The sequence below is a fragment of the Plasticicumulans lactativorans genome, assembly GCF_004341245.1.
In the GTDB taxonomy this organism is placed as follows: domain Bacteria; phylum Pseudomonadota; class Gammaproteobacteria; order Competibacterales; family Competibacteraceae; genus Plasticicumulans_A; species Plasticicumulans_A lactativorans.
Window position 1 is genome coordinate 58,854 of sequence record NZ_SLWY01000017.1, and the last position, 17,763, is coordinate 76,616.

19 protein-coding genes are annotated in these 17,763 nt (G+C 73.4%); 6 read left to right on the forward strand and 13 right to left on the reverse strand.

Annotated features, from left to right (window positions below; genetic code table 11):
• Positions 1-106 precede the first annotated feature (106 nt).
• From EV699_RS15450 to hemP, 9 genes are all read right to left on the reverse strand, one after another.
• A complete protein-coding gene (locus EV699_RS15450) occupies positions 107-1,522 on the reverse strand; it encodes a nucleobase:cation symporter-2 family protein (RefSeq protein ID WP_132544388.1) in 1,416 nt (471 codons plus the stop codon).
• A gap of 60 nt (positions 1,523-1,582) precedes the next feature.
• On the reverse strand, positions 1,583-2,101 hold the full coding sequence (uraD, locus tag EV699_RS15455; protein WP_132544390.1) for a 2-oxo-4-hydroxy-4-carboxy-5-ureidoimidazoline decarboxylase: 519 nt from the start codon (positions 2,099-2,101) through the stop codon (positions 1,583-1,585).
• Between the two features lie 32 nt (positions 2,102-2,133).
• A complete protein-coding gene (locus EV699_RS15460; RefSeq protein WP_132544391.1) occupies positions 2,134-3,336 on the reverse strand; it encodes a urate hydroxylase PuuD in 1,203 nt (400 codons plus the stop codon).
• 10 nt (positions 3,337-3,346) lie between these two features.
• Positions 3,347-3,697 carry a hydroxyisourate hydrolase gene (uraH, locus tag EV699_RS15465; RefSeq protein WP_132544393.1) on the reverse strand — a complete coding sequence of 117 codons (351 nt, stop codon included), beginning with the start codon at positions 3,695-3,697 and terminating at the stop codon, positions 3,347-3,349.
• Positions 3,698-4,007: 310 nt separating this feature from the next.
• A complete protein-coding gene (locus EV699_RS15470; protein WP_132544395.1) occupies positions 4,008-4,775 on the reverse strand; it encodes a GntR family transcriptional regulator in 768 nt (255 codons plus the stop codon).
• Positions 4,776-4,870: 95 nt separating this feature from the next.
• A complete protein-coding gene (locus EV699_RS15475) occupies positions 4,871-5,641 on the reverse strand; it encodes a phosphodiester glycosidase family protein (protein ID WP_243662696.1) in 771 nt (256 codons plus the stop codon).
• Positions 5,638-6,543, reverse strand: a complete 906-nt coding sequence (locus EV699_RS15480) for a DMT family transporter (protein WP_243662697.1) — start codon at positions 6,541-6,543, stop codon at positions 5,638-5,640. The genes EV699_RS15475 and EV699_RS15480 overlap by 4 nt, the downstream gene beginning before the upstream one ends.
• Before the next feature lie 79 nt (positions 6,544-6,622).
• Positions 6,623-7,528 carry a PhzF family phenazine biosynthesis protein gene (locus EV699_RS15485; protein WP_132544398.1) on the reverse strand — a complete coding sequence of 302 codons (906 nt, stop codon included), beginning with the start codon at positions 7,526-7,528 and terminating at the stop codon, positions 6,623-6,625.
• Positions 7,529-7,740: 212 nt separating this feature from the next.
• Positions 7,741-7,920 carry a hemin uptake protein HemP gene (gene hemP, locus EV699_RS15490; protein ID WP_132544400.1) on the reverse strand — a complete coding sequence of 60 codons (180 nt, stop codon included), beginning with the start codon at positions 7,918-7,920 and terminating at the stop codon, positions 7,741-7,743.
• Between the two features lie 185 nt (positions 7,921-8,105).
• On the opposite strand from hemP, the gene EV699_RS15495 reads away from it, so the two are divergent.
• Positions 8,106-9,266, forward strand: a complete 1,161-nt coding sequence (locus tag EV699_RS15495) for a hypothetical protein (RefSeq protein ID WP_132544402.1) — start codon at positions 8,106-8,108, stop codon at positions 9,264-9,266.
• Between the two features lie 11 nt (positions 9,267-9,277).
• Here the strand turns inward: EV699_RS15495 and EV699_RS15500 are convergent, their stop codons facing one another.
• The 3 genes from EV699_RS15500 to EV699_RS15510 form a co-directional block, all read right to left on the reverse strand.
• Positions 9,278-10,069 (reverse strand): PhzF family phenazine biosynthesis protein, encoded by a 792-nt coding sequence (locus tag EV699_RS15500; RefSeq protein WP_132544404.1) that lies wholly within the window; start codon positions 10,067-10,069, stop codon positions 9,278-9,280.
• A 15-nt stretch (positions 10,070-10,084) separates the two neighbouring features.
• Positions 10,085-10,690: a LysE family translocator gene (locus EV699_RS15505; protein WP_132544406.1), complete on the reverse strand. Its 606-nt coding sequence runs from the start codon at positions 10,688-10,690 to the stop codon at positions 10,085-10,087.
• A gap of 117 nt (positions 10,691-10,807) precedes the next feature.
• Positions 10,808-11,062, reverse strand: coding sequence for a DUF1127 domain-containing protein (locus tag EV699_RS15510; protein ID WP_132544407.1), 255 nt, complete (start codon positions 11,060-11,062; stop codon positions 10,808-10,810).
• 94 nt (positions 11,063-11,156) lie between these two features.
• On the opposite strand from EV699_RS15510, the gene ehuR reads away from it, so the two are divergent.
• Complete coding sequence (gene ehuR / locus EV699_RS15515; RefSeq protein ID WP_132544408.1) at positions 11,157-12,539, forward strand: MocR-like ectoine utilization transcription factor EhuR; 1,383 nt, start codon at positions 11,157-11,159, stop codon at positions 12,537-12,539.
• Between the two features lie 17 nt (positions 12,540-12,556).
• Here ehuR and EV699_RS15520 read toward each other — a convergent pair whose 3' ends face one another.
• Complete coding sequence (locus tag EV699_RS15520; protein ID WP_132544410.1) at positions 12,557-14,287, reverse strand: SulP family inorganic anion transporter; 1,731 nt, start codon at positions 14,285-14,287, stop codon at positions 12,557-12,559.
• A gap of 114 nt (positions 14,288-14,401) precedes the next feature.
• Between EV699_RS15520 and EV699_RS15525 the strand changes: the two genes are divergently transcribed.
• The 4 genes from EV699_RS15525 to EV699_RS15540 all read left to right on the forward strand — a co-directional run bounded on the left by EV699_RS15525 (position 14,402) and on the right by EV699_RS15540 (position 17,763).
• Positions 14,402-15,118 carry an alanyl-tRNA editing protein gene (locus EV699_RS15525; protein ID WP_132544412.1) on the forward strand — a complete coding sequence of 239 codons (717 nt, stop codon included), beginning with the start codon at positions 14,402-14,404 and terminating at the stop codon, positions 15,116-15,118.
• 79 nt (positions 15,119-15,197) lie between these two features.
• Positions 15,198-15,902: an SIMPL domain-containing protein gene (locus EV699_RS15530; protein WP_132544414.1), complete on the forward strand. Its 705-nt coding sequence runs from the start codon at positions 15,198-15,200 to the stop codon at positions 15,900-15,902.
• Positions 15,903-15,998: 96 nt separating this feature from the next.
• Positions 15,999-16,547 carry a putative glycolipid-binding domain-containing protein gene (locus tag EV699_RS15535; RefSeq protein WP_132544416.1) on the forward strand — a complete coding sequence of 183 codons (549 nt, stop codon included), beginning with the start codon at positions 15,999-16,001 and terminating at the stop codon, positions 16,545-16,547.
• Between the two features lie 172 nt (positions 16,548-16,719).
• On the forward strand, positions 16,720-17,763 hold the full coding sequence (locus tag EV699_RS15540) for a ComEA family DNA-binding protein (protein WP_132544418.1): 1,044 nt from the start codon (positions 16,720-16,722) through the stop codon (positions 17,761-17,763).

Genomic DNA, 17,763 nt, shown 5'->3' on the forward strand with positions numbered 1-17,763 from the left:
CGGCGCCGACACGGTGATGTTCAGTCACCGGCTCCCACCAAACGTAGCGCGGCCCCCGCGACGGTGACGTCGCGGGGGCCGCGGTGAGGGCCGGAGCCGGGCCGTATCAGTGCGCGGCGGCCTGCTCGCGCGCTTCCACGTAGCCGTAGCGCACGCCGTTGAACATCACGTTGAGCACGATCGCCGAGATCGTCGCCAGCAGGATGCCGCTGTGCAGCAGCGGTTCGAGCGCATGCGGCAGCTTGCTGAAGAACTTGTCGGCCATCAGCGGGATCATGCCGAGGCTGATGCTGATGCCGGCGATGTACAGGTTCGCCTGGCTCTTCAGCAGCGCCGAGGCGAGGATGCGCATGCCGGTGGCGGCGACCATGCCGAACATCACCAGCCCGGCACCGCCCAGCACGTACTGCGGGATCGACGCCACCGTGTACGCCATCTTGGGCAGGAAGCCGAACGACATCAGGATGACGCCGCCGACCACGCAGACCCAGCGGCTGCGCACGCCGGTCACCGCCACGAGCCCCACGTTCTGCGAGAACGAGGTGTGCATGAAGGTGTTGAGGAAGCCGCCGAGCAGCGTGCCCATGCCGTCGACGCGCAGGCCCGCGGTGATGCGCTCGCGGCTGAGCTCGACGCCGGTGATGCTGCCGAGCGCGAGGAACATGCCGAGCGACTCGACCATCACCACCAGCATGATCAGCGACAGCGTGAAGCAGGCAAGCAGGTCGAACTTCGGCATGCCGAAATGCATCGGCGCCACCACGCCCAGCCACGAGGCCTGGCCCAGCGCACTGAGATCGACCTTGCCGAGCCCGAGGCAGACCACGTACCCGAACACCAGGCCGAGCAGGATCGAGATGTTGGCCAGGAAGCCGCGGCCGAACTTCAGGACCAGCAGGATCACCGCCAGCACGGCGAAGGCGATGCCGAGGTTGAGCGGGTCACCGTAGGCCGGGTTGGGCGTGCCGTTCGGCAGCGTCGGCTGCCCGCCGGCGGCCCAGCCGATGCCCACCCGCATCACGGTGATGCCGATCACGGTGATGATCGTGCCGGTGACCACCGACGGGAAGAACGGCAGCAACCGCCCGACGAACGGTGCCACCAGGATGCCGAAGGCACCGGCGAAGATCGTCGCCCCGAGCACGCCGAGCAGGCCCAGTTCGGGGTTGGCCATGATCGCCAGCATCGGCGACACGGTGGCGAAGGAGATACCCATCATCACCGGCAGGCGGATGCCGAACTTCCACAGGCCGAGGGACTGCAGCAGCGTCGCCAGGCCGCAGGCGAGCAGGTCGCTGTTGATCAGGATGGCGATCTCGGCCTCGGACAGCTTGGCGGCGCGGCCGATGATCAGCGGCACCGCCACGGCGCCGGCGTACATCACCAGCACGTGCTGCAGGCCGAGCGGGAGCAGGCGGCTGAGCGGTAGTCGCTCGTCTACCGCAGCGGCGGCGGCGGCAGCGGCGTCGTCGACGGCGTCGACGGCGTCGACGCCGTCGACGGCAGGGTTGGTAGTACTCATCGGGTACCTCTCCTCTGTTCGTTTTATGTCCCGGCCCGGGTTCACCGGGCCGGGGCGCCGTCAGCCGACGATCAGGTCGTTCAGGCGCAGCTCACCGATGCGCGCGATCTGCTCGAGCGCGGTGCGCAGTTCCACCGCGGGGTCGTTGTCGACGCGCGCCGCCATGTTCGCGAGCACGCTCTCGCGGGTGTGGCCGCGGACCGCGAGGATGAACGGGAAGCCGAACTTCGCGCCGTAGGCGGCGTTGAGCTCGGTCAGCCGGGCAAACTCCTCGGGGCTGCACTGGTCGAGGCCGGCGCCGCGCTGTTCGCTCTTCGACTCCTCGGTCAGCTCGCCGCGCACCGCCGCCTTGCCGGCGAGCTCGGGGTGGGCGCGGATCAGCGCGAGCTGTGCGCTCTCGCCGCCGGCATCGAGCTCGGCGAGCATCGCCGCGTGCAGCCCGGCGACCGAGGCGAACGGCCGCCGCGCCCAGGCGGCTTCGGCGATCCACGGCGAGTGCTCGAAGATGCCGCCGAGCGTGTGGGTGAAGGTCGCGCGGTCCATCGCGTTGATCTGCTGCAGGGTGTAGGTCTGGGACATGCTTGCGCTCTCCTGGAGGCGGGCCTGCTGCGTCACTTGGCCTTGGCGCCGGCGCTGATCCACGTGGCGATGGTCTGGCGCTCGTCGTCGGTCATCTGCGTCAGGTTGCCGAGCGGCATGGACTTCGCCACCACCACCTGCTGCTGGATGCCCTGGGCGTTGGCGACGATCTGCTCGGGGGTGTCAAAGGCGACGCCCTTGGGCGGCGACGGGAAGCCGAACTGCGGGCTGGGCTTGGCTGCGTGGCATTGCACGCAGCGTGCATCGATGACCCGCTGCGCCTTGGCGAAGAGCTCGGCGTTGCTGACACCGGCGACCGCCTTGGGCGCGGCCGGCATCAGGCCGAAGAACACGGCGAGCAGCAGCACCGCCGACACCGCCAGCGCCCAGACGTGCTTCTCGCCGCGGTGGCGCATCACGAAGAAGTGGCGGATCAGCGCGCCCGAAGCGGCGATGGCCAGCAGCACCAGCCAGTTCCACGACGAGCCGTAGGTCACCGCGTAGTGGTTGCTGATCATCGCGAACAGCACCGGCAGCGTGAAATAGGTGTTGTGCACGCTGCGCTGCTTGCCACGACGGCCCGGCTCGGGGTCGACCTCACGGCCTTCCTGTGCCGCGCGCACCATCTCGCGCTGACCGGGGATGATCACGAAGAACACGTTCGCGGTCATGATCAGCGCGAGCATGCCGCCGAAATGCAGGAACGCGCCGCGGCCGCTGAACACGTGGCAGAGCAGGAAGGCCGCGACCACGCAGTAGGCCGCCACCGCCAGCCCGAGCTTGCGCTCGTCCTGGCCGAGCTTGGACTTGCACAGACGGTCGTAGACCAGCCAGCCGCCGGCGAGGAAGGCGATGCCGATGAGCACGCCGGCCCAGCCCGGGATGTCGAGCACGCTGCGGTCGATCAGGTAGCTGCTGGCGTTCCAGTAGTACAGCACGCTGATCAGCGCGAGGCCCGACAGCGCGGTGCTGTACGAGGGGATGAAGGACCAGTGCAGGCTCTTCGGCAGCACCGCCGGCGCCACGCGGTACTTCTGGAAGTTGTAGAAGCCGCCGCCGTGCACGCACCAGTACTCGCCGCCGACGCCGCGCTTCTCGGCCTCGGGGTCTTCCGGCTTCTTCAGGCTGTTGTCGACCGCCACGAAGTGGAAGGACTCACCGATCCAGGCGATCGCGACGATCACGTGGAACCAGCGCAGCAGCAGGTTCAGCCATTCGGACAAATAACCTTCCATCGTCGCTCCCTCAGCTGCCGCGGTAGGTGGAGTAGCTGTATGGCGATACCAGCAGCGGCACGTGGTAGTGCTGCGCGGGCTCGGCGACACCGAAGCGCAGCGCCACCTCGTCGACGAAGCGCGGGCTCGGTGCCTCGACGCCGTTCGCGGCGAAGTACGCGCCGACGTGGAACACCAGCTCGTAGTGCCCGACGCCGAGCTCGGCGCCTTCGAGCAGCGGTTGGTCACAGCGCCCGTCGTGGTTGGTGAGCACCGTCTTCAGCAGACGCCGTTCACCGTCGAGCGCGTACACATCGACGCGGATACCGGCGCCGGGCTGGCCCCGTGCCGTATCGAGTACATGCGTGGTCAATCGGCCCATGGTTCGAAATCTCCTCGCGGCTGCCCGCCGTACTGGCGGCGGGGGTGGTCATCTGGGCAGGTGCCGGTGCAGGTCCGGCCACACCGTCGCGTCGATGCGATCAGGTGCGGGAGGCACGATAACAACCTGTAAACACTTTATCAATAAACTTGTAAACAATTTTATATATATTTTGTTGACAATAATGCAGACAGCCGAAGAAGCCCCGGCCTGTCCCGTGCCGTGAAGCAACGCGGATGAAGGGCGGAGCGGCACCCTCGCACCGGCACGCGGGCGGGCCGCGGCGGTGCGGGGCGAGGCGGTGGGAACGTCAGCGGCGGGTGAAGATGTCGAACAGGTCGGTCTCGCGCGCCGGCACGTCGAAGCGTAGTGCCTGCTCGACCAGAATGATGTGCCGCTCCATCAGCGCGACGGCGCCGGCGACATCGCCCGCCTCCATCGCGTCGACCAGCGCCAGGTGGCGCTCGGGCACGCCCGGGCTGCCCTCGGGCGGGCCGTACAGCGCGACGATCAGGCGCGTGCGCGACAGCAGGCCGGCGAGTATCTCGGTCATCACGCCGTTGCCGGCGAGCTCGGCCACGCGCATGTGGAAACGCCCCGACAGCATCAGCGCCGCCGAACGCTCGCCCTGCTCCACCGCGGCGGCTTCTTCGTGGGCGATCGCCCGCAGCTCGGCGCACACCGCGGGCGTGGCCGCGGCGACCGCGAGCGGCATCAGCGCGGTCTCGACCATGCGCCGGGCGAAGTAGATCTCGCGGGTCTCGGCCGGCGTCGGGCTCGCCACCACCGCGCCGCGGTTGGGGCGCAGATCGACGAGCTTTTCATGGGCGAGCCGCAGCAGCGCCTTGCGCACCGCCAGCCGGCCGAGATCGAAGATCTCGCAGCAGGCGGCCTCGGTCAGGCGCATGCCGGGGCGCAGGCGGCTCTCCATCACGGCGGCGAGCACCGCCTCGTACATCACCTGGTCGCCGGGGCGTGCGGCGCCGGCCGCGTCCGCCGCCAGGGTGTCGGCCTCGACCACCTCGATGGGTGAGTGGGCCTTGCCGCGGCCACGTCGACCGCTGCGGTTTTCGCTCATGTTCGGTCCTCGTCGGGATGCCGCGGTCGCACGGCCTGCGGCGGCGGATTGTAGGCAGAGCGGTGAAACGGCGCCAAACCGTGCGCCGACGCGGCTCAGCGTGGTTCTAGCACGGCGAAGATGCCGGCGAAGGGGCGGCCGAGCCAGCGGCTCGCGCCGGCGTATGGCTGGCCGGCGAGGTAGAGCTGCGAGATCGTGCCGTCGAGGTAGAGCGCGTCGCGGCAGCCGAGGTGGTCGCGGAACACGCGCGCGAAGGCGTGGAAGGTCACCGGCGACTCGCTGATCACGAACAGCACCCGCTGCGGCTGCGGCGCACACACCCCGCTGCGGATGTGGCGGCTGTCGGAGGTCGCGGCAAAGCGCGGGTTGATGCGCCCGTCCTGCAGCAGCAGCGGGCCGGACTGCGTCGCGATCCGCGGCGCCCCGGGGCGCGCGGCCCAGGCCGCGGTGCTCGCCACCCGCGCGCGGTCGCGGCCGTAGACCGCGAACACCCCGTTCGGCCGCATGAAGAAGTTGCCGGCGCCGTGCGCGGTGTTGAGCGGCACGCGGGTGCGGCCGTCCTCCACGAACAGGCCGAGCGGCACCTGCCCCGGCGCGTAGATGCCGGCGTTGGTCGCGAAGGCGAGCCGCCGCCCGCGCTGCCGCGCCCAGTTCTCGACCTCGCCGAGGGTGCCGAAGGGTTCGCCGTCGTCCGGCCGGCGCCACAGCAGCTCGAGCGCGTCGCGCGCGAGATCGACGTCGGCCACCACGTAGTCGACGCCGTCCTGCTCGACCCGGCGCGCCTCCAGCGCCGCGGCCGGCAGCGCCGCGAGCACGAGCGCCGCGGCGCACAGCGTGCGCGGCAGGCGGGCGGCGCGCGCGCTCACTTGCGCAGCCCCACCAGCAGCACCCCGCCGATGACCAGCGCCGCGCCGCACCACTGCAGCGGTCGCACCACCTCGCCGAGGAAGATCACGCCGAAGGTGATGGTCAGCACCGGGCCGATGCTGGAAATCAGCGAGGCGCGGTTCGCACCGATGCGGCGGATGCCCTCCGACACCAGGAAGGTCGGCAGCACCGTCGACAGCAGCGCCATCGCCAGCCCCAGCCACCACACCGGCAGCGGCAGCGCCGTCAGCGGCGGGGTGGCGGCGAGCGCGTAGTGCACGAACACCGCCAGGCATGACACCGTCATCGCCAGCGCGGTGAAGCGCACCGAGCCGACGCGGGCGATCAGCGCCGCACTGCCGACCAGGTAGACCGCGTAGGTGAGACTCGAGGCGAACACCAGCGCCACGCCCCAGGCGAGTTCGCGCTGCCCGCCGACGCCCTCTCCCGCCACCACCAGCGCGATGCCGAGGTAGGACAGCGTGAGCGCCGCCCACTCGCGCCGCCCCGGCGCCCGCCGGTACCAGGCCCAGTTCAGCAGCACCACCAGCGTCGGGTAGAGGAACAGGATCAGGCGCTCCAGGCTCGCGCTGATGTACTCGAGCCCCATGAAGTCGAACAGGCTCGCCAGGTAGTAGCCGGACAGGCCGAGCGTGACGAGCGCCGCCCACTCGCGCGCGCCGATCCGCCCGCTCGCGCGGCGCGTGCTCCACCACGCGGCGACGACGAAGAACGGCAGCGCCAGCGCCATGCGCAGCGCGAGCAGGGTCACCGCGTCGACCTGCCAGCGGTAGGCGAGCTTGATCAGGATGGCCTTGGCCGAGAAACCGGTCGCGGCGATCACGACGCAGACGGTGCCGGCCCAGGCGTTGGCGCGGGATGCCGGTGCGGACGAGGACACGGAACCTCCGGGGGTGGCGGGCGCAGGGCCCGCCATGTTCCCCGAGTGCGCCCGCCGGCGCCAGTCGCCGCGGCGCGCGTCAGTCCAGCAACTGCCCTTCGCTGACCGCCACCGCGCCGCCGCCGACGCGGATCGCGCCGTTGCGCCCCTGCTCGCGGTCGACGGCGAGCACGATGCGGCTCGGCCGCCCCATCTCCACGCCCTGCTCGATCACGCCGCGCCACACGCCGCTGGCCGGCCCTTCGCGCCCGGCGAGCCAGCCGGCGAAGGCGCTGGCGGCGGCACCGGTCGCCGGGTCTTCGGCGATGCCGAGCCCGGCCGCGAACATGCGCGCGCGGTAGCTCGCCGTCGCGGCGTCCTGGGGGGCGAACACGTAGAGGCCGCGCGCGTCCACCTCCGCCGCCAGCCGGGCGAGCGCCGCGGCGTCCGGCGCAAGCACCGCGAGCGCCGCCGGCGAGGCCAGCGGCACCATCAGGAAAGGCACGCCGCAGTCGGCGACCACCGGCGCCCAGCCGCGCAGCCCGGGCAGCAGCCCCTCGAAGCCGAGTGCGGCGGCGAGGCGCGTCGGGTCGGGGTCGACCGGGCGCACCGCCACCGGGCGCGGCGCGGTGAGCTCGGCGTACACCGGGCGCGCGCCGTCGAAGCGCACGCTGACCGGCACCGGGCCGGCGCCCTCCTCGAACACGAGGTCGGCACGCCCCGCATGGGCCTGCACCGCGCCGCGCCAGGCGAGCGTCAGCGCGGCACCGACCGTCGGGTGCCCGGCGAACGGCAGTTCGGCCGCCGGCGTGAAGATGCGCAGCCGGAACGCCGCGTCCGGCCGCGTCGGCGGCAGCACGAACACGGTCTCCGACAGGTTGAACTCGGCGGCGATGCGCTGCATCGCCGCGGCATCGAGGTGCTCGCCGTCGAACACCACCGCCAGCGGGTTGCCGCCGTGGCGGAGCTCGGTGAACACGTCGCAGGTGACGAAACGCAAGGGCATGGGGACCTCCCCCGGGTGGTGTGAACATGGCGTGGACGACAGTGTGGACCCTGCCCGCGCCACGCGCCGTGCCCGCCGCCGCGGACGACGCAGCGGCGCAGCCGCCTCCTTCCCGCCCGCGCATATACCCGCGCATATATATGCATGGCCGCCCGCGCGCGCCCCGCCGGCCCGACCGCCGGGGGCCGCGGCCGGTTCCTCCCGGCGCCGTCCTACTTGGTGAGGATCAGCTTGCCGCGCAGGGTGTGGCGCAACTGGTAGCACTCGCCGTTGTGCTCGATCAGCACGACGCGCTGGCCGCCGAGCAGGGCGCCGCTCGACACGCGGCGCGGCTTGGCGACTGCATCGGGCCGCGCACGCGACACGGTGGAAAGGAGGTTCTGGGTTGTCATCGGATGATCCTCGCTGGCTGAAGTCCCGGCTCCGGGCCCGCGGCACGCCGTACCGGCGTGCGCGGCAACGATGCCACGGCCGACAAAAGATAATCATTCTTATTTGCGAGGTAAACCGATAAACCGTCCGGCGTGCCCGTGCGCCTCTGCTAACCTCGCAGCGCCTCCCCTGCCCCGGTGCCCGCATGCGCCTGCGCCGCCTCGTCCTGCTCAGCCTGCTGTCCGCGAGCGCGCTCGCCGCCACGCCGCCGAAACCGATCGCGCCGCCGGTCGAACGGGTGATCCCGGCCGGCGGGCCGACGCTGAAGGGCGTGGCCTGCGCCGCTCGCCCGGACTGCCGCATCGTGCGCGTGCATCCGGCCGGCGCGGCGGCCGACGGCAGCGTGCTCGCCGTCGCCGAGGTGCGCCCCGGCCCCGGCGCGGACGCCGCCCCGTGCGCCGACGACGCCGTGCGCACCTGGTGGCTGCTGGAGGACGGCCGCCCGGTGCGCCGGCTGCTGGCGACCTGCACCACCTCGGGCGCGACGGTGACGGTCGAGGCCGACGCGCTGACGCTCACCGACGGCCCCGTCACGCGCCGCTTCGGCCTGCGTCCGCCGCGCCTGCTGCTCGACGAGCGCTGCGAGCGCGCCGACGGCATCGCGCAGCGCCTGCGCCAGGAGCCCGCGCAGGGCCTCGCCCGCGTGTGGGTGGCGCAGGCCGCGGCGCCGGCGGCGCCCGACTGCCCGCCGGCGCGCGCGGACTGGAACGCCGAACCGGCGCCCGGCGTGCTCGCCGCGCTGGCGCTGCCGCGCGTCAAGCTCACCGAACCCGTCACCGGCACGCTCGACGCCTGTGCGCTCGCCCTCGGCGACGGCGCGGTGCCCGGCCTCGGCGCGCCGCCCGCGGCCGGCGCGCCGCCGCAGCTGCGCGCGCTGGTGCTGGCGCCGGCGACGCTGCTGCTCGACCTGCCGGCCGCACCGGCGCAGGTCGAGGTCTGGCTGAGCCCCGCCGGCCGTGCCGTGCGCCCGGCCGCGCGCGCACTCCACGTCTACCGCGTCGACGGCGACGGCACGCTGGACGCAAGCCCCCGCGGCGCGCCGCGCGCCCGCCTCGTCCGTCGCGACGGCCACGACGCCGCAGGCCGGGCCCGGGTGCTGCTGACGCTGCGCTGGGCGGGCGTGGACCTCGCGCGCAGCGGCCTCGCCGTCGCCGTCGCCGTCACCGCCGCCGGCGCGCGCACCGCCACCACCGGCTTCGCGCGCGGGCTGCCGCTGCTGCTGCCGACGCCGGTCGCGCCCGCCGCCGCCTGCCGGGTGGTCGACGGCCGCCTGCAGGAGCAGCCGTTCGACCCGTTCGCGCCGTGAGCACGGTGGCTTCAGTCCGGCAGTTCGATCACCCCGCGCAGGTAGGTGACGGCATGGCCGCGCAGCCGCACCCGCGCACCGTCGAGCTCACAGTCGAGCTCGCCGCCGCGCGCCGACACCTGGCGCGCGCTGAGCCGCCCGCGGCCGAGCCGCGCCGCCCAGTAGGGCGTGAGCACCGCGTGCGCGGAACCGGTGACCGGGTCCTCGTCGATGCCCGCGTGCGGCGCGAAGTAGCGGCTGACGAAGTCCACGGCGCCGCTGCCCGCGGCGGTGACGATGACGCCGTCGCAGGGCAGCCGCGCGAGCGCGCGCAGGTCGGGGACGAGCGCGCGCACCTCGGCTGCGTCGGCGAACACCGCGAGCCAGGCCCCGGCGTCAAGGCTCGCCTGCGGCACCGCGCCGAGCGCGGCGGCCAGTGCGGGCGGCGCCGCGAAGGGCTGCGCCGCGCGCGCCGGCAGGTCGAGTTCGAGCCGGCCGTCGGCGCAGCGGCGCACGCTCAGGCGGCCGCTGCGGGTGTCGAACAGCGCCTCGGCGCCGCTGTAGCCAAGGTGGGTGTAGAGCGCGTGCGCGGTGGCGAGCGTGGCGTGCCCGCACAGCTCGACCTCGACCGTCGGCGTGAACCAGCGCAGCTGCCACGCCGCACCCGCGGGGACGCAGAAGGCGGTCTCGGAAAGGTTGTTCTCGGCGGCGATGGCCTGCAGCGTGGCGTCGGGCAGCCAGGCGTCGAGCGGCACCACCGCGGCGGGATTGCCGCCGAACGGGCGCGCGCTGAAAGCGTCGATCTGGAACAGTTCGAGTGGCATCGCGATTTCTCCGCTTCAGCGCGCCATGCCGATCGCGGTCAGCGCGGTCAGCACGGCCATCACCCCGTTGAAGGCCAGGCGGTGCCGCGCATCGCCGAGCAGGCGGCGCATCGCCGCACCGCAGCCGGCCCACAGCGACACGCAGGCCAGGTTGAGCAGCGCCGACACCAGCACCGCGATCGCGGCATCGCCGAGCCAGTCGCGTGCGTGCGGCGCGATGAAGGTCGACACCGCGGTCAGCGCCATCATCCAGGCCTTGGGATTGACCCACTGGAACACCGCGGCGTCGAGCCAGCCGAGCGGTCGGCTGGCGCCGGCGGCGCCCGGCGCGCCGGCGCCGAGCAGCTTCCAGGCGAGCCAGCCGAGGTAGGCGATGCCGACCCAGCGCAGCAGCTCGCGCAGCCCCGGCACCTGCTCGAAGGCCTGGGCGAGGCCGAGGCAGAACAGCGCGAGCATGATCCCGAAGCCGCCCGCCACGCCCAGCAGGTGCGGCACGGTGCGGCGAAAGCCGTACAGCGCGCCGGAGGCGAGCAGCATCAGGTTGTTCGGTCCCGGGGTGATCGACATCACCACGGTGAAGGTCGCGAACGGCAGCCAGAAGGCGAGCAGGGTGTCATCCATGACGGTTCACCGCAGGCACCGCGGGGCGGGCAGTCGCGTGACACGGTTCGAGGCAGGACATGGCGGGGCTCCTCGTGCGGGGGCCGCGCCCGGCGCCGTGGCGCCGGGCGGCGGCGGTCAGTCGTCGCGGCCCTGCAGGTGGCTCGCCTGCCAGAACGGCCGGCGCGTTTCGAGCCAGACCTCGGCCTCGCTGATACCCATGTCCTTCAGCGCCTCCGGCGACAGCTCGGCGAGCCGGCGCCGCTGCATGTGGCGGCGCTGCCACCCGGCGAGCAGGCACAGACCGGCGATGACGAGGGCGCGCGCCTTGGCCAGGGCGACCGGCGTCGTCCGCAACGGCAGGGAGAGAGACAATTCACGATTTGTACTCATTTTCGCACCCTCGCTTGTATCGATTACCGCCGATTGTCTCGGCACAATCGAGAATAATTGACACAATCAGGATGTCAACAGATAATTTGTCACCATGACAAGCTGGATACCGAAGCTCTCCGAATACCCGGGCCCGCGCTACAGGGCGATCGCCGAGGCGCTCGCCGCGGCGGTCGCCGACGGCACCCTGCTGCCGGGCACGCGCCTGCCCACGCACCGCGAACTCGCCGAGGCGCTCGGCGTCACCGTCGGCACCATCACCCGCGCCTACGCCGAGGCCGAGGCGCGCGGGCTCACCGAGGGCACGGTGGGCCGCGGCACCTTCGTGCGCGAGCCGCGCGTGCAGGCGCCGCGGATGATCGCGCCGCAGGGCCCGGGGCTCGTCGACCTGTCGGTGAACCGGCCGACGCTCGCACCGCAGGTGCCGGCGCTGGCCGAGACGCTCGCCGAGCTCGCCCGCGCGCCGGACCTGGCCACCCTGCTCGGCTACACCCCCGACGCCGGCCTGCCGGCGCACCGCGAGGCCGCGGCGGCGTGGATCGGCGAACTCGGCCTGGCGGTGCGCGGCGAGCAGGTGGTGATCGCCTGCGGCGCGCAGAACGCGCTGCTCGCGACCATCACCGCGCTGACCGAGCCGGGCGACGTGATGCTCACCGAGGCGCTGGGCTACCCCGGCACGCTGGCCATCGCCAGCCAGGCCCGGCTGCGCGTGCACGGCGTGGCGATCGACCGCGAGGGGCTGATCCCCGAAGCCTTCGCCGAGGCCTGCGAACGCCTGCGCCCGCGCCTGCTGGCGTGCGTCGCCAACCTGCACAACCCGACCACGGCGGTGCTGAGCGCGGCGCGGCGCGCGCGCATCGCCGAGATCGCCCGCGCCCACGACGTGCTGATCCTCGACGACGACGTCTACGGCTTCCTGATCGAGGACCGCCCGCCGCCGCTCGCGAGCTTCGCCCCCGAGCGCAGCTGCTACGTGACCTGCACCTCGAAGGCACTGGTGCCGGGGCTGCGCGTGGGCTTCGTCGCCGGGCCGCCGGAGCTGGTCGGGCGGGTCGCGGCGGCGGTGCGCACCTCGGTGTGGATGGCGCCGCCGCTGATGGCCGAGATCGCCGCGCGCTGGATCACCGACGGCACCGCCGCGCGGCTGATGACTTGGCAGCGCGAAGAGGGCCGCGCGCGGCAGGCGCTCGCCGCGCAGCACCTCGGCCGCTGGCACCCCGAGTGCCAGCCCTGCGGCTTCCACCTGTGGCTGCCGCTGCCCGAACCCTGGACCGTGGGCGGCTACGTCAGCGCGGCGCGTGCGCGCGGCGTCGCGGTGACGCCGTCGGAGGTGTTCGTGGTCGGGCGCGGCGCGGCACCGCCGGCGATCCGCGTGTGCCTGAGCGGCCCGGCGACGCGCGAGGAGCTCGAACGCGGCCTCGCCATCCTCGCCGAGCTGCTCGACGCGCACGCGCCGGGCGCGCTGCTGACGCCGTGAGCGCGCGCGCCGCCGCTTCAGTCGTCGGCGACCGGCGCGCGCGCCGGACGGACCTCGCGGCGGAAGGTCTTGAGCGCCTGGCGCAGCGTCGGGTAGAGCATGGCGTCGTGCTCGGGCTTGTAGAAGCCGTGCTCGTCGAGCCACGCCAGCAGCTCGGCGCGGCGCCCGGCGACCACGAAGCGCACGCCGCGCTCGGCGAGCTCGCCGTAGACGTCGTGCAGGGCGTAGAGGCCGGTGACGTCGATGCTGCTGAGCGGGATCGCGTCGATCACGAACCAGCGCAGCCCGGCCCCGGCGGCGTCGGCCGCCAACAGCGCGCGCTGGCGGAAGTAGGTGGCGTTGAAGAAGGTCAGCGGCCCGTCGAAGCGGTAGATCACGAGCCCGGGGAAGGTGCGCGCGTCGCGGTGGCGCTCGACCGAGTGCAGCCCGGGGATGCCCTCGACCTTGCCGAGCACCTCGTCGCGCGGGCGCGCGGTGATGCGCACGAAGCGCACCAGCGCGAGGCCGACGGCGAGCAGGATCGCGTTGATCGCGCCGAAGCCGACCACGCCGAGCATGGTGAGGACGGCGAGGCCGCATTCGACGCGGTCCATGCGGTAGATGTCGTACAGCGTGCGGTAGTCGAACAGCGACAGCGACGCGTACACCAGCACCGCGCCGAGTGCCGCCACCGGCACGTAGGCGAGCGGCGCGGTCAGGAACAGCAGCACGATGGCGATCGCGGCGGCGGCGAACAGGCCGGCGACGCGGGTGCGCCCGCCGGCGGCGTCGTTCATCGCGGTGCGCGAATCGGCGCCGCTGATCGCGAAGCCCTGCGTGAGCGCCGCGGCGATGTTGGCGGCACCGAGCGCGGCGAACTCGCGGTCGACGTCGATCTCGTAGCGGTTGCGGGCGGCGAAGCTGCGCGCGGTCAGCATGCCGCTGGAGAAGCTCACCAGCGCGAGGCCGGCGGCGCTGGCGAGCAGCGCGGGCAGCTCCTCCAGCGGCAGCCCCGGCGGGCGCAGCGCCGGCAGCCCGGCGGGCAGCGCCCCGAGCACCGCCACGCCGCGTGCGTCGAGCCCGAGCGCCGCGACCAGCCCGGCGCTGATCACGGTCGCCACCAGCGCCGGCGGCAGCCGCGGCAGCAGGCGCGGTGTCAGCACCATCGCCGCCAGCGCGGTGAGGCCGACGCCGAGCGTGGGCAGGTGCGTCTGGCCGAGCCGCGAGGCGAATTCGAGCAGCCGCGGCACGATGCCGCCGGCCTCGATCGGGAAGCCGAACAGCTTGCCGATCTGCCCGAGCAGGATGCTGATCGACACCCCGTTCATCAGGCCGACCAGGATCGGGCGCGACAGGAAATCGGCCAGCGCCCCCAGCCGCAGGAAGCTCGCGGCGATGCAGAACAGCCCGGCGAGGCAGGTGAGCGCACCGCTGAGCGCGACGTAGCGCGCCGGGTCGCCCGCCGCCAGCGGTGCCACCGAGGCGGCGATCAGCGCGCAGGTGGCGGCGTCGGGGCCGACGATCAGCTGCCGCGAGGTGCCGAACAGCGCGTAGACGAGCAGCGGCAGCAGGCTCGCGTAGAGCCCGGTCTCGGGGCCAAGCCCGGCGATCTGCGCGTAGGCCACGCCGACCGGCAGCGCCACCGCCGCCACCGACACCCCGGCGGCGAGGTCGTAAGGCAGATCGGCGAGGCGGTAGCGCACGAGCTCGGGCACGCCGGGGGCGAAGCGGGCGATGCGCTCGAGCAGCGTGACGGCGGACTGTGGCATGCCGGTCTCCTTCATGGGCCGTCCCGTCGCGATGCGGCGACGGGCGGCGAGTATAGGCCCGCCGCCGCCCCGGCCGGCGCTGCCGAACCCCAGGCTTTTACCGAGGAGATGTCCATGACGCTTGCGCTGTTTCGCGACGACGCCTACCGGCGTGACTGCACCGCCACGGTGACCGCGGTGACCCCCGCCGGCATCGAGCTCGACCGCACCGTGTTCTACCCGCTCGGCGGCGGCCAGCCGGGCGACAGCGGCGTGCTGCGGCGCGCCGACGGCAGCACCGTCGCGATCGTCGACACCCGCCGCGGCGAGGCCCCGGGTGCGATCGTGCACCTGCTCGCCGCGGACGCACCGCCGCCGGCCGTGGGCGAGGCGGTGCACGTGCACCTCGACTGGGCGCGCCGCCATGCGCACATGCGCATGCACACCTGCCTGCACCTGCTCAGTGCGGTGATCCCGGCCGGGGTCACCGGCGGCGCGGTGGCGGCCGACAAGGGCCGGCTCGACTTCGACCTGCCCGACACCCTGCTCGACAGGGACGCCGTCGGCGCCGCGCTGAACGCGCTGATCGCGGCCGACCACCCGGTGGGCACGCGCTGGATCACCGACGCCGAGCTCGACGCCAGCCCCGAGCTGGTGAAGACGCTGTCGGTGCAGCCGCCGCGCGGCCACGGCCGGGTGCGGCTGGTGGAGATCGCCGGCATCGACCTGCAGCCCTGCGGCGGCACCCACGTCGCACGCACCGGCGAGATCGGCCGCGTGGTGGTGACGAAGATCGAGAAGAAGAGCACCCACAACCGTCGCGTGATCCTCGCCTTCGCCGACGGCGCCTGAGGCACGCGGCGGGGGCATCGGCGGGCGCCGCCTGCGATAATCCGCCCCTTCCCCGACCCGCGCCCCCGGAGGCGACCCGATGCCGCACGTGCCCCGTGTCTTCCTGCCCCTGCTGCTCGTCGCCGGTTTCGCCGAGGCGGCCGACACGCCGGCCACCAGCCTCGCGCCGCCGGTCGCCGGCACCGTGCTGACGCTCGCCGCCGAGGCCCAGGCCGAGGTCGCCAACGACCAGGCGCGGCTGGTGCTGGTGGCCGAGCGCGAGCACACCGACCAGGCCGAACTCGCGCGCCAGATCGCCCAGGCGCTCGACGCCGGCGTGCAGGCCGCGCGCGCGCAGGCCGGCGTGGTGACGCGCAACGGCGGCTACTACACGCATGCCGTCACCGACGCCGGCAACCGCATCCGCGGCTACCGCACGCGCGCCGAACTCGTCCTCAGCGGCAGTGATTTCGCGGTGCTCGCGCGCGTCGCGCAGCAGGTGTCGGAGCAACTGGCGATCGGCGGCATGAGTTTCCACCTGGCCCCGGAGACCCGCCGTCACGCCGAGGCGACGCTGATCGGTCAGGCGATCGACGCCTTCCGCGCCAAGGCCACCACCGCGGCACAGGCGCTGGGCGCGCGGCGCTACCGCATCGATGCGCTCGAACTCGGCGGCGGCGAGGTCGCCGCGCCGCGCCCGATGCTGCGCATGGCAGCCGCCGACGCCGCCCCGCAGACACCGCTGGAAGGCGGCAACGCCACCGTCACGGTGACGGTGAGCGGCAAGGTGCAGCTCGAATACTGAGCGCCGCCGCCGGCGCCCGGGCGCCGGCCGGCAAGCTGGCCCGAAGCCTGCTAACTTTTCGGATGGAATCCGTCGCCCCCACCGGAGGTTAGCCCGATGCGTCGTACCGTTCGTTGGCAGACCTGGGGGGGCGAGGGCCTCGAACACCTGGAGATCTGGCAGGACGCCGACGCCATCCACGCCGACGGCATGCTCATCGGCCACGGCAGCACCCCCTACGCGCTGCACTACCGGCTGCGCTGCGACGCCCACTGGCACTGCCGCAACGCCTGCCTGACGCTGGTCGGCAGCGGCGAGCGCCTGGAACTGCACAGCGACGGCCGCGGCAACTGGCAGGACGGCGAGGGCCGGCCGCTGGCGGCGCTGCGCGGCTGCATCGACCTCGACATCACCGCCACGCCGTTCACCAACACCCTGCCGATCCGCCGCCTCGGGCTTGGCGCCGGCGCGGCGCAGACGGTGCGGGTGGCCTGGGTCAAGGTGCCGACGCTCGACGTCGAGGCCGTCGACCAGCGCTACACCTGCCTGCAGCCCGGCGGGCGCTACCGCTTCGAGGGCCTGCGCAACCGCTGCGAGTATGAACTCGCGGTCGACGCCGACGGGCTCGTCACCGAGTACCCGAGCCTGTTCCGCCGACTCATCTGAGGGCATGCCGATGCCCCATCATGGGGCTGCAACGCGCACCACGGCACCATAAAAGCGCAGCAACGGGCGTCTTGTTGCGCGATCGTGCCTGGATCGTCACCGCCCTCTTCCGTGTCGCGCCGGGACGCCTATACTCGCGCGCCTTTCGCCGGATCACACGAGACTCACCCCCATGCATCAGTCCCTTGCCTCCTGCCTCGCCGAGCCGGGTGCCGCCCGCATCGGCGCCTACCACGCCTACGCCTTCGACGCCGACCAGGTACGCCTGGACGCCGAGATCGTCGCCGCCGACGCGCAGCGCGCAGCCGCTGCCGGCTGGGCGCTGCAGCTGTGGGCCTGCGCCGAACCCTGGAACGGCGGCGCGCTGCGCGGCCAGCGTGTCGCCGAGGTGCGCGCGCACGCGCTCAGCACCGACCCCGCCGCGCCGGCGGTGGTGCACGGCACGGTCGCGGCCACGCTGCCGACCGGCCACGGTGACCACGCGATGGTGCTGGCGCTGTCCGGCATCGCCGCCGACGGCAGCCTGAACCTGGTCGACGCGGTCAACTTCCCGCGCCGCGAGTGCTTCGCGCTGCCGCGCCTCACCGGCGCGGCCGCCTACCGCATCGACGGCGGGCGCCTCGAACTGTGCGTCGACGGCATCGAGAACCCGCGGGCGGCGGACAACCTGAGCGGCACGCTGGCGCTGGAGCTGTGGGCGCTGGAGCAGCCCTACACCGGCGGCGACTTCGCCGGCCACTGCCTCGGCAGCGCGATCGTCGGCCGCCTCGCCGGGCACGCCGCGCAGGCCGCGGTGGCGCTGGAAACCGTCTACGCCGCCGCCCCCGCCGGCGTGTGGCAGCCGGTGCTGATGCTGCGCGAGTGGACCGCGGACGGCTACGTGACCCGCGACTTCGTCGCCTTCGCCGCGGCGCTGCGGATCGCCGCACCCGCGGCAGCGGACGCCCCCGCCGCTGCGGACGCCGCCCCCCCCGCGGACGCCCCTGCTACGGCTGCCGCGCCGGTGGCGACTGCGCCGGTGACCGCCGATGCCGGCGGCAAGGTGTCGGTGAACACCGCGAACGCGCCGGCGCTGGCGGCGATCAAGGGGCTGCCGAAGGCGCTCGCCGCGGCGATCGTCGCCGGGCGCCCCTACGCCACGCTGGAGGACCTGCTGCGCGTCAAGGGCATGGGCCGCAAGCTGCTGGAGAAGCTGCGCGGGCACCTCGGGCTCTGA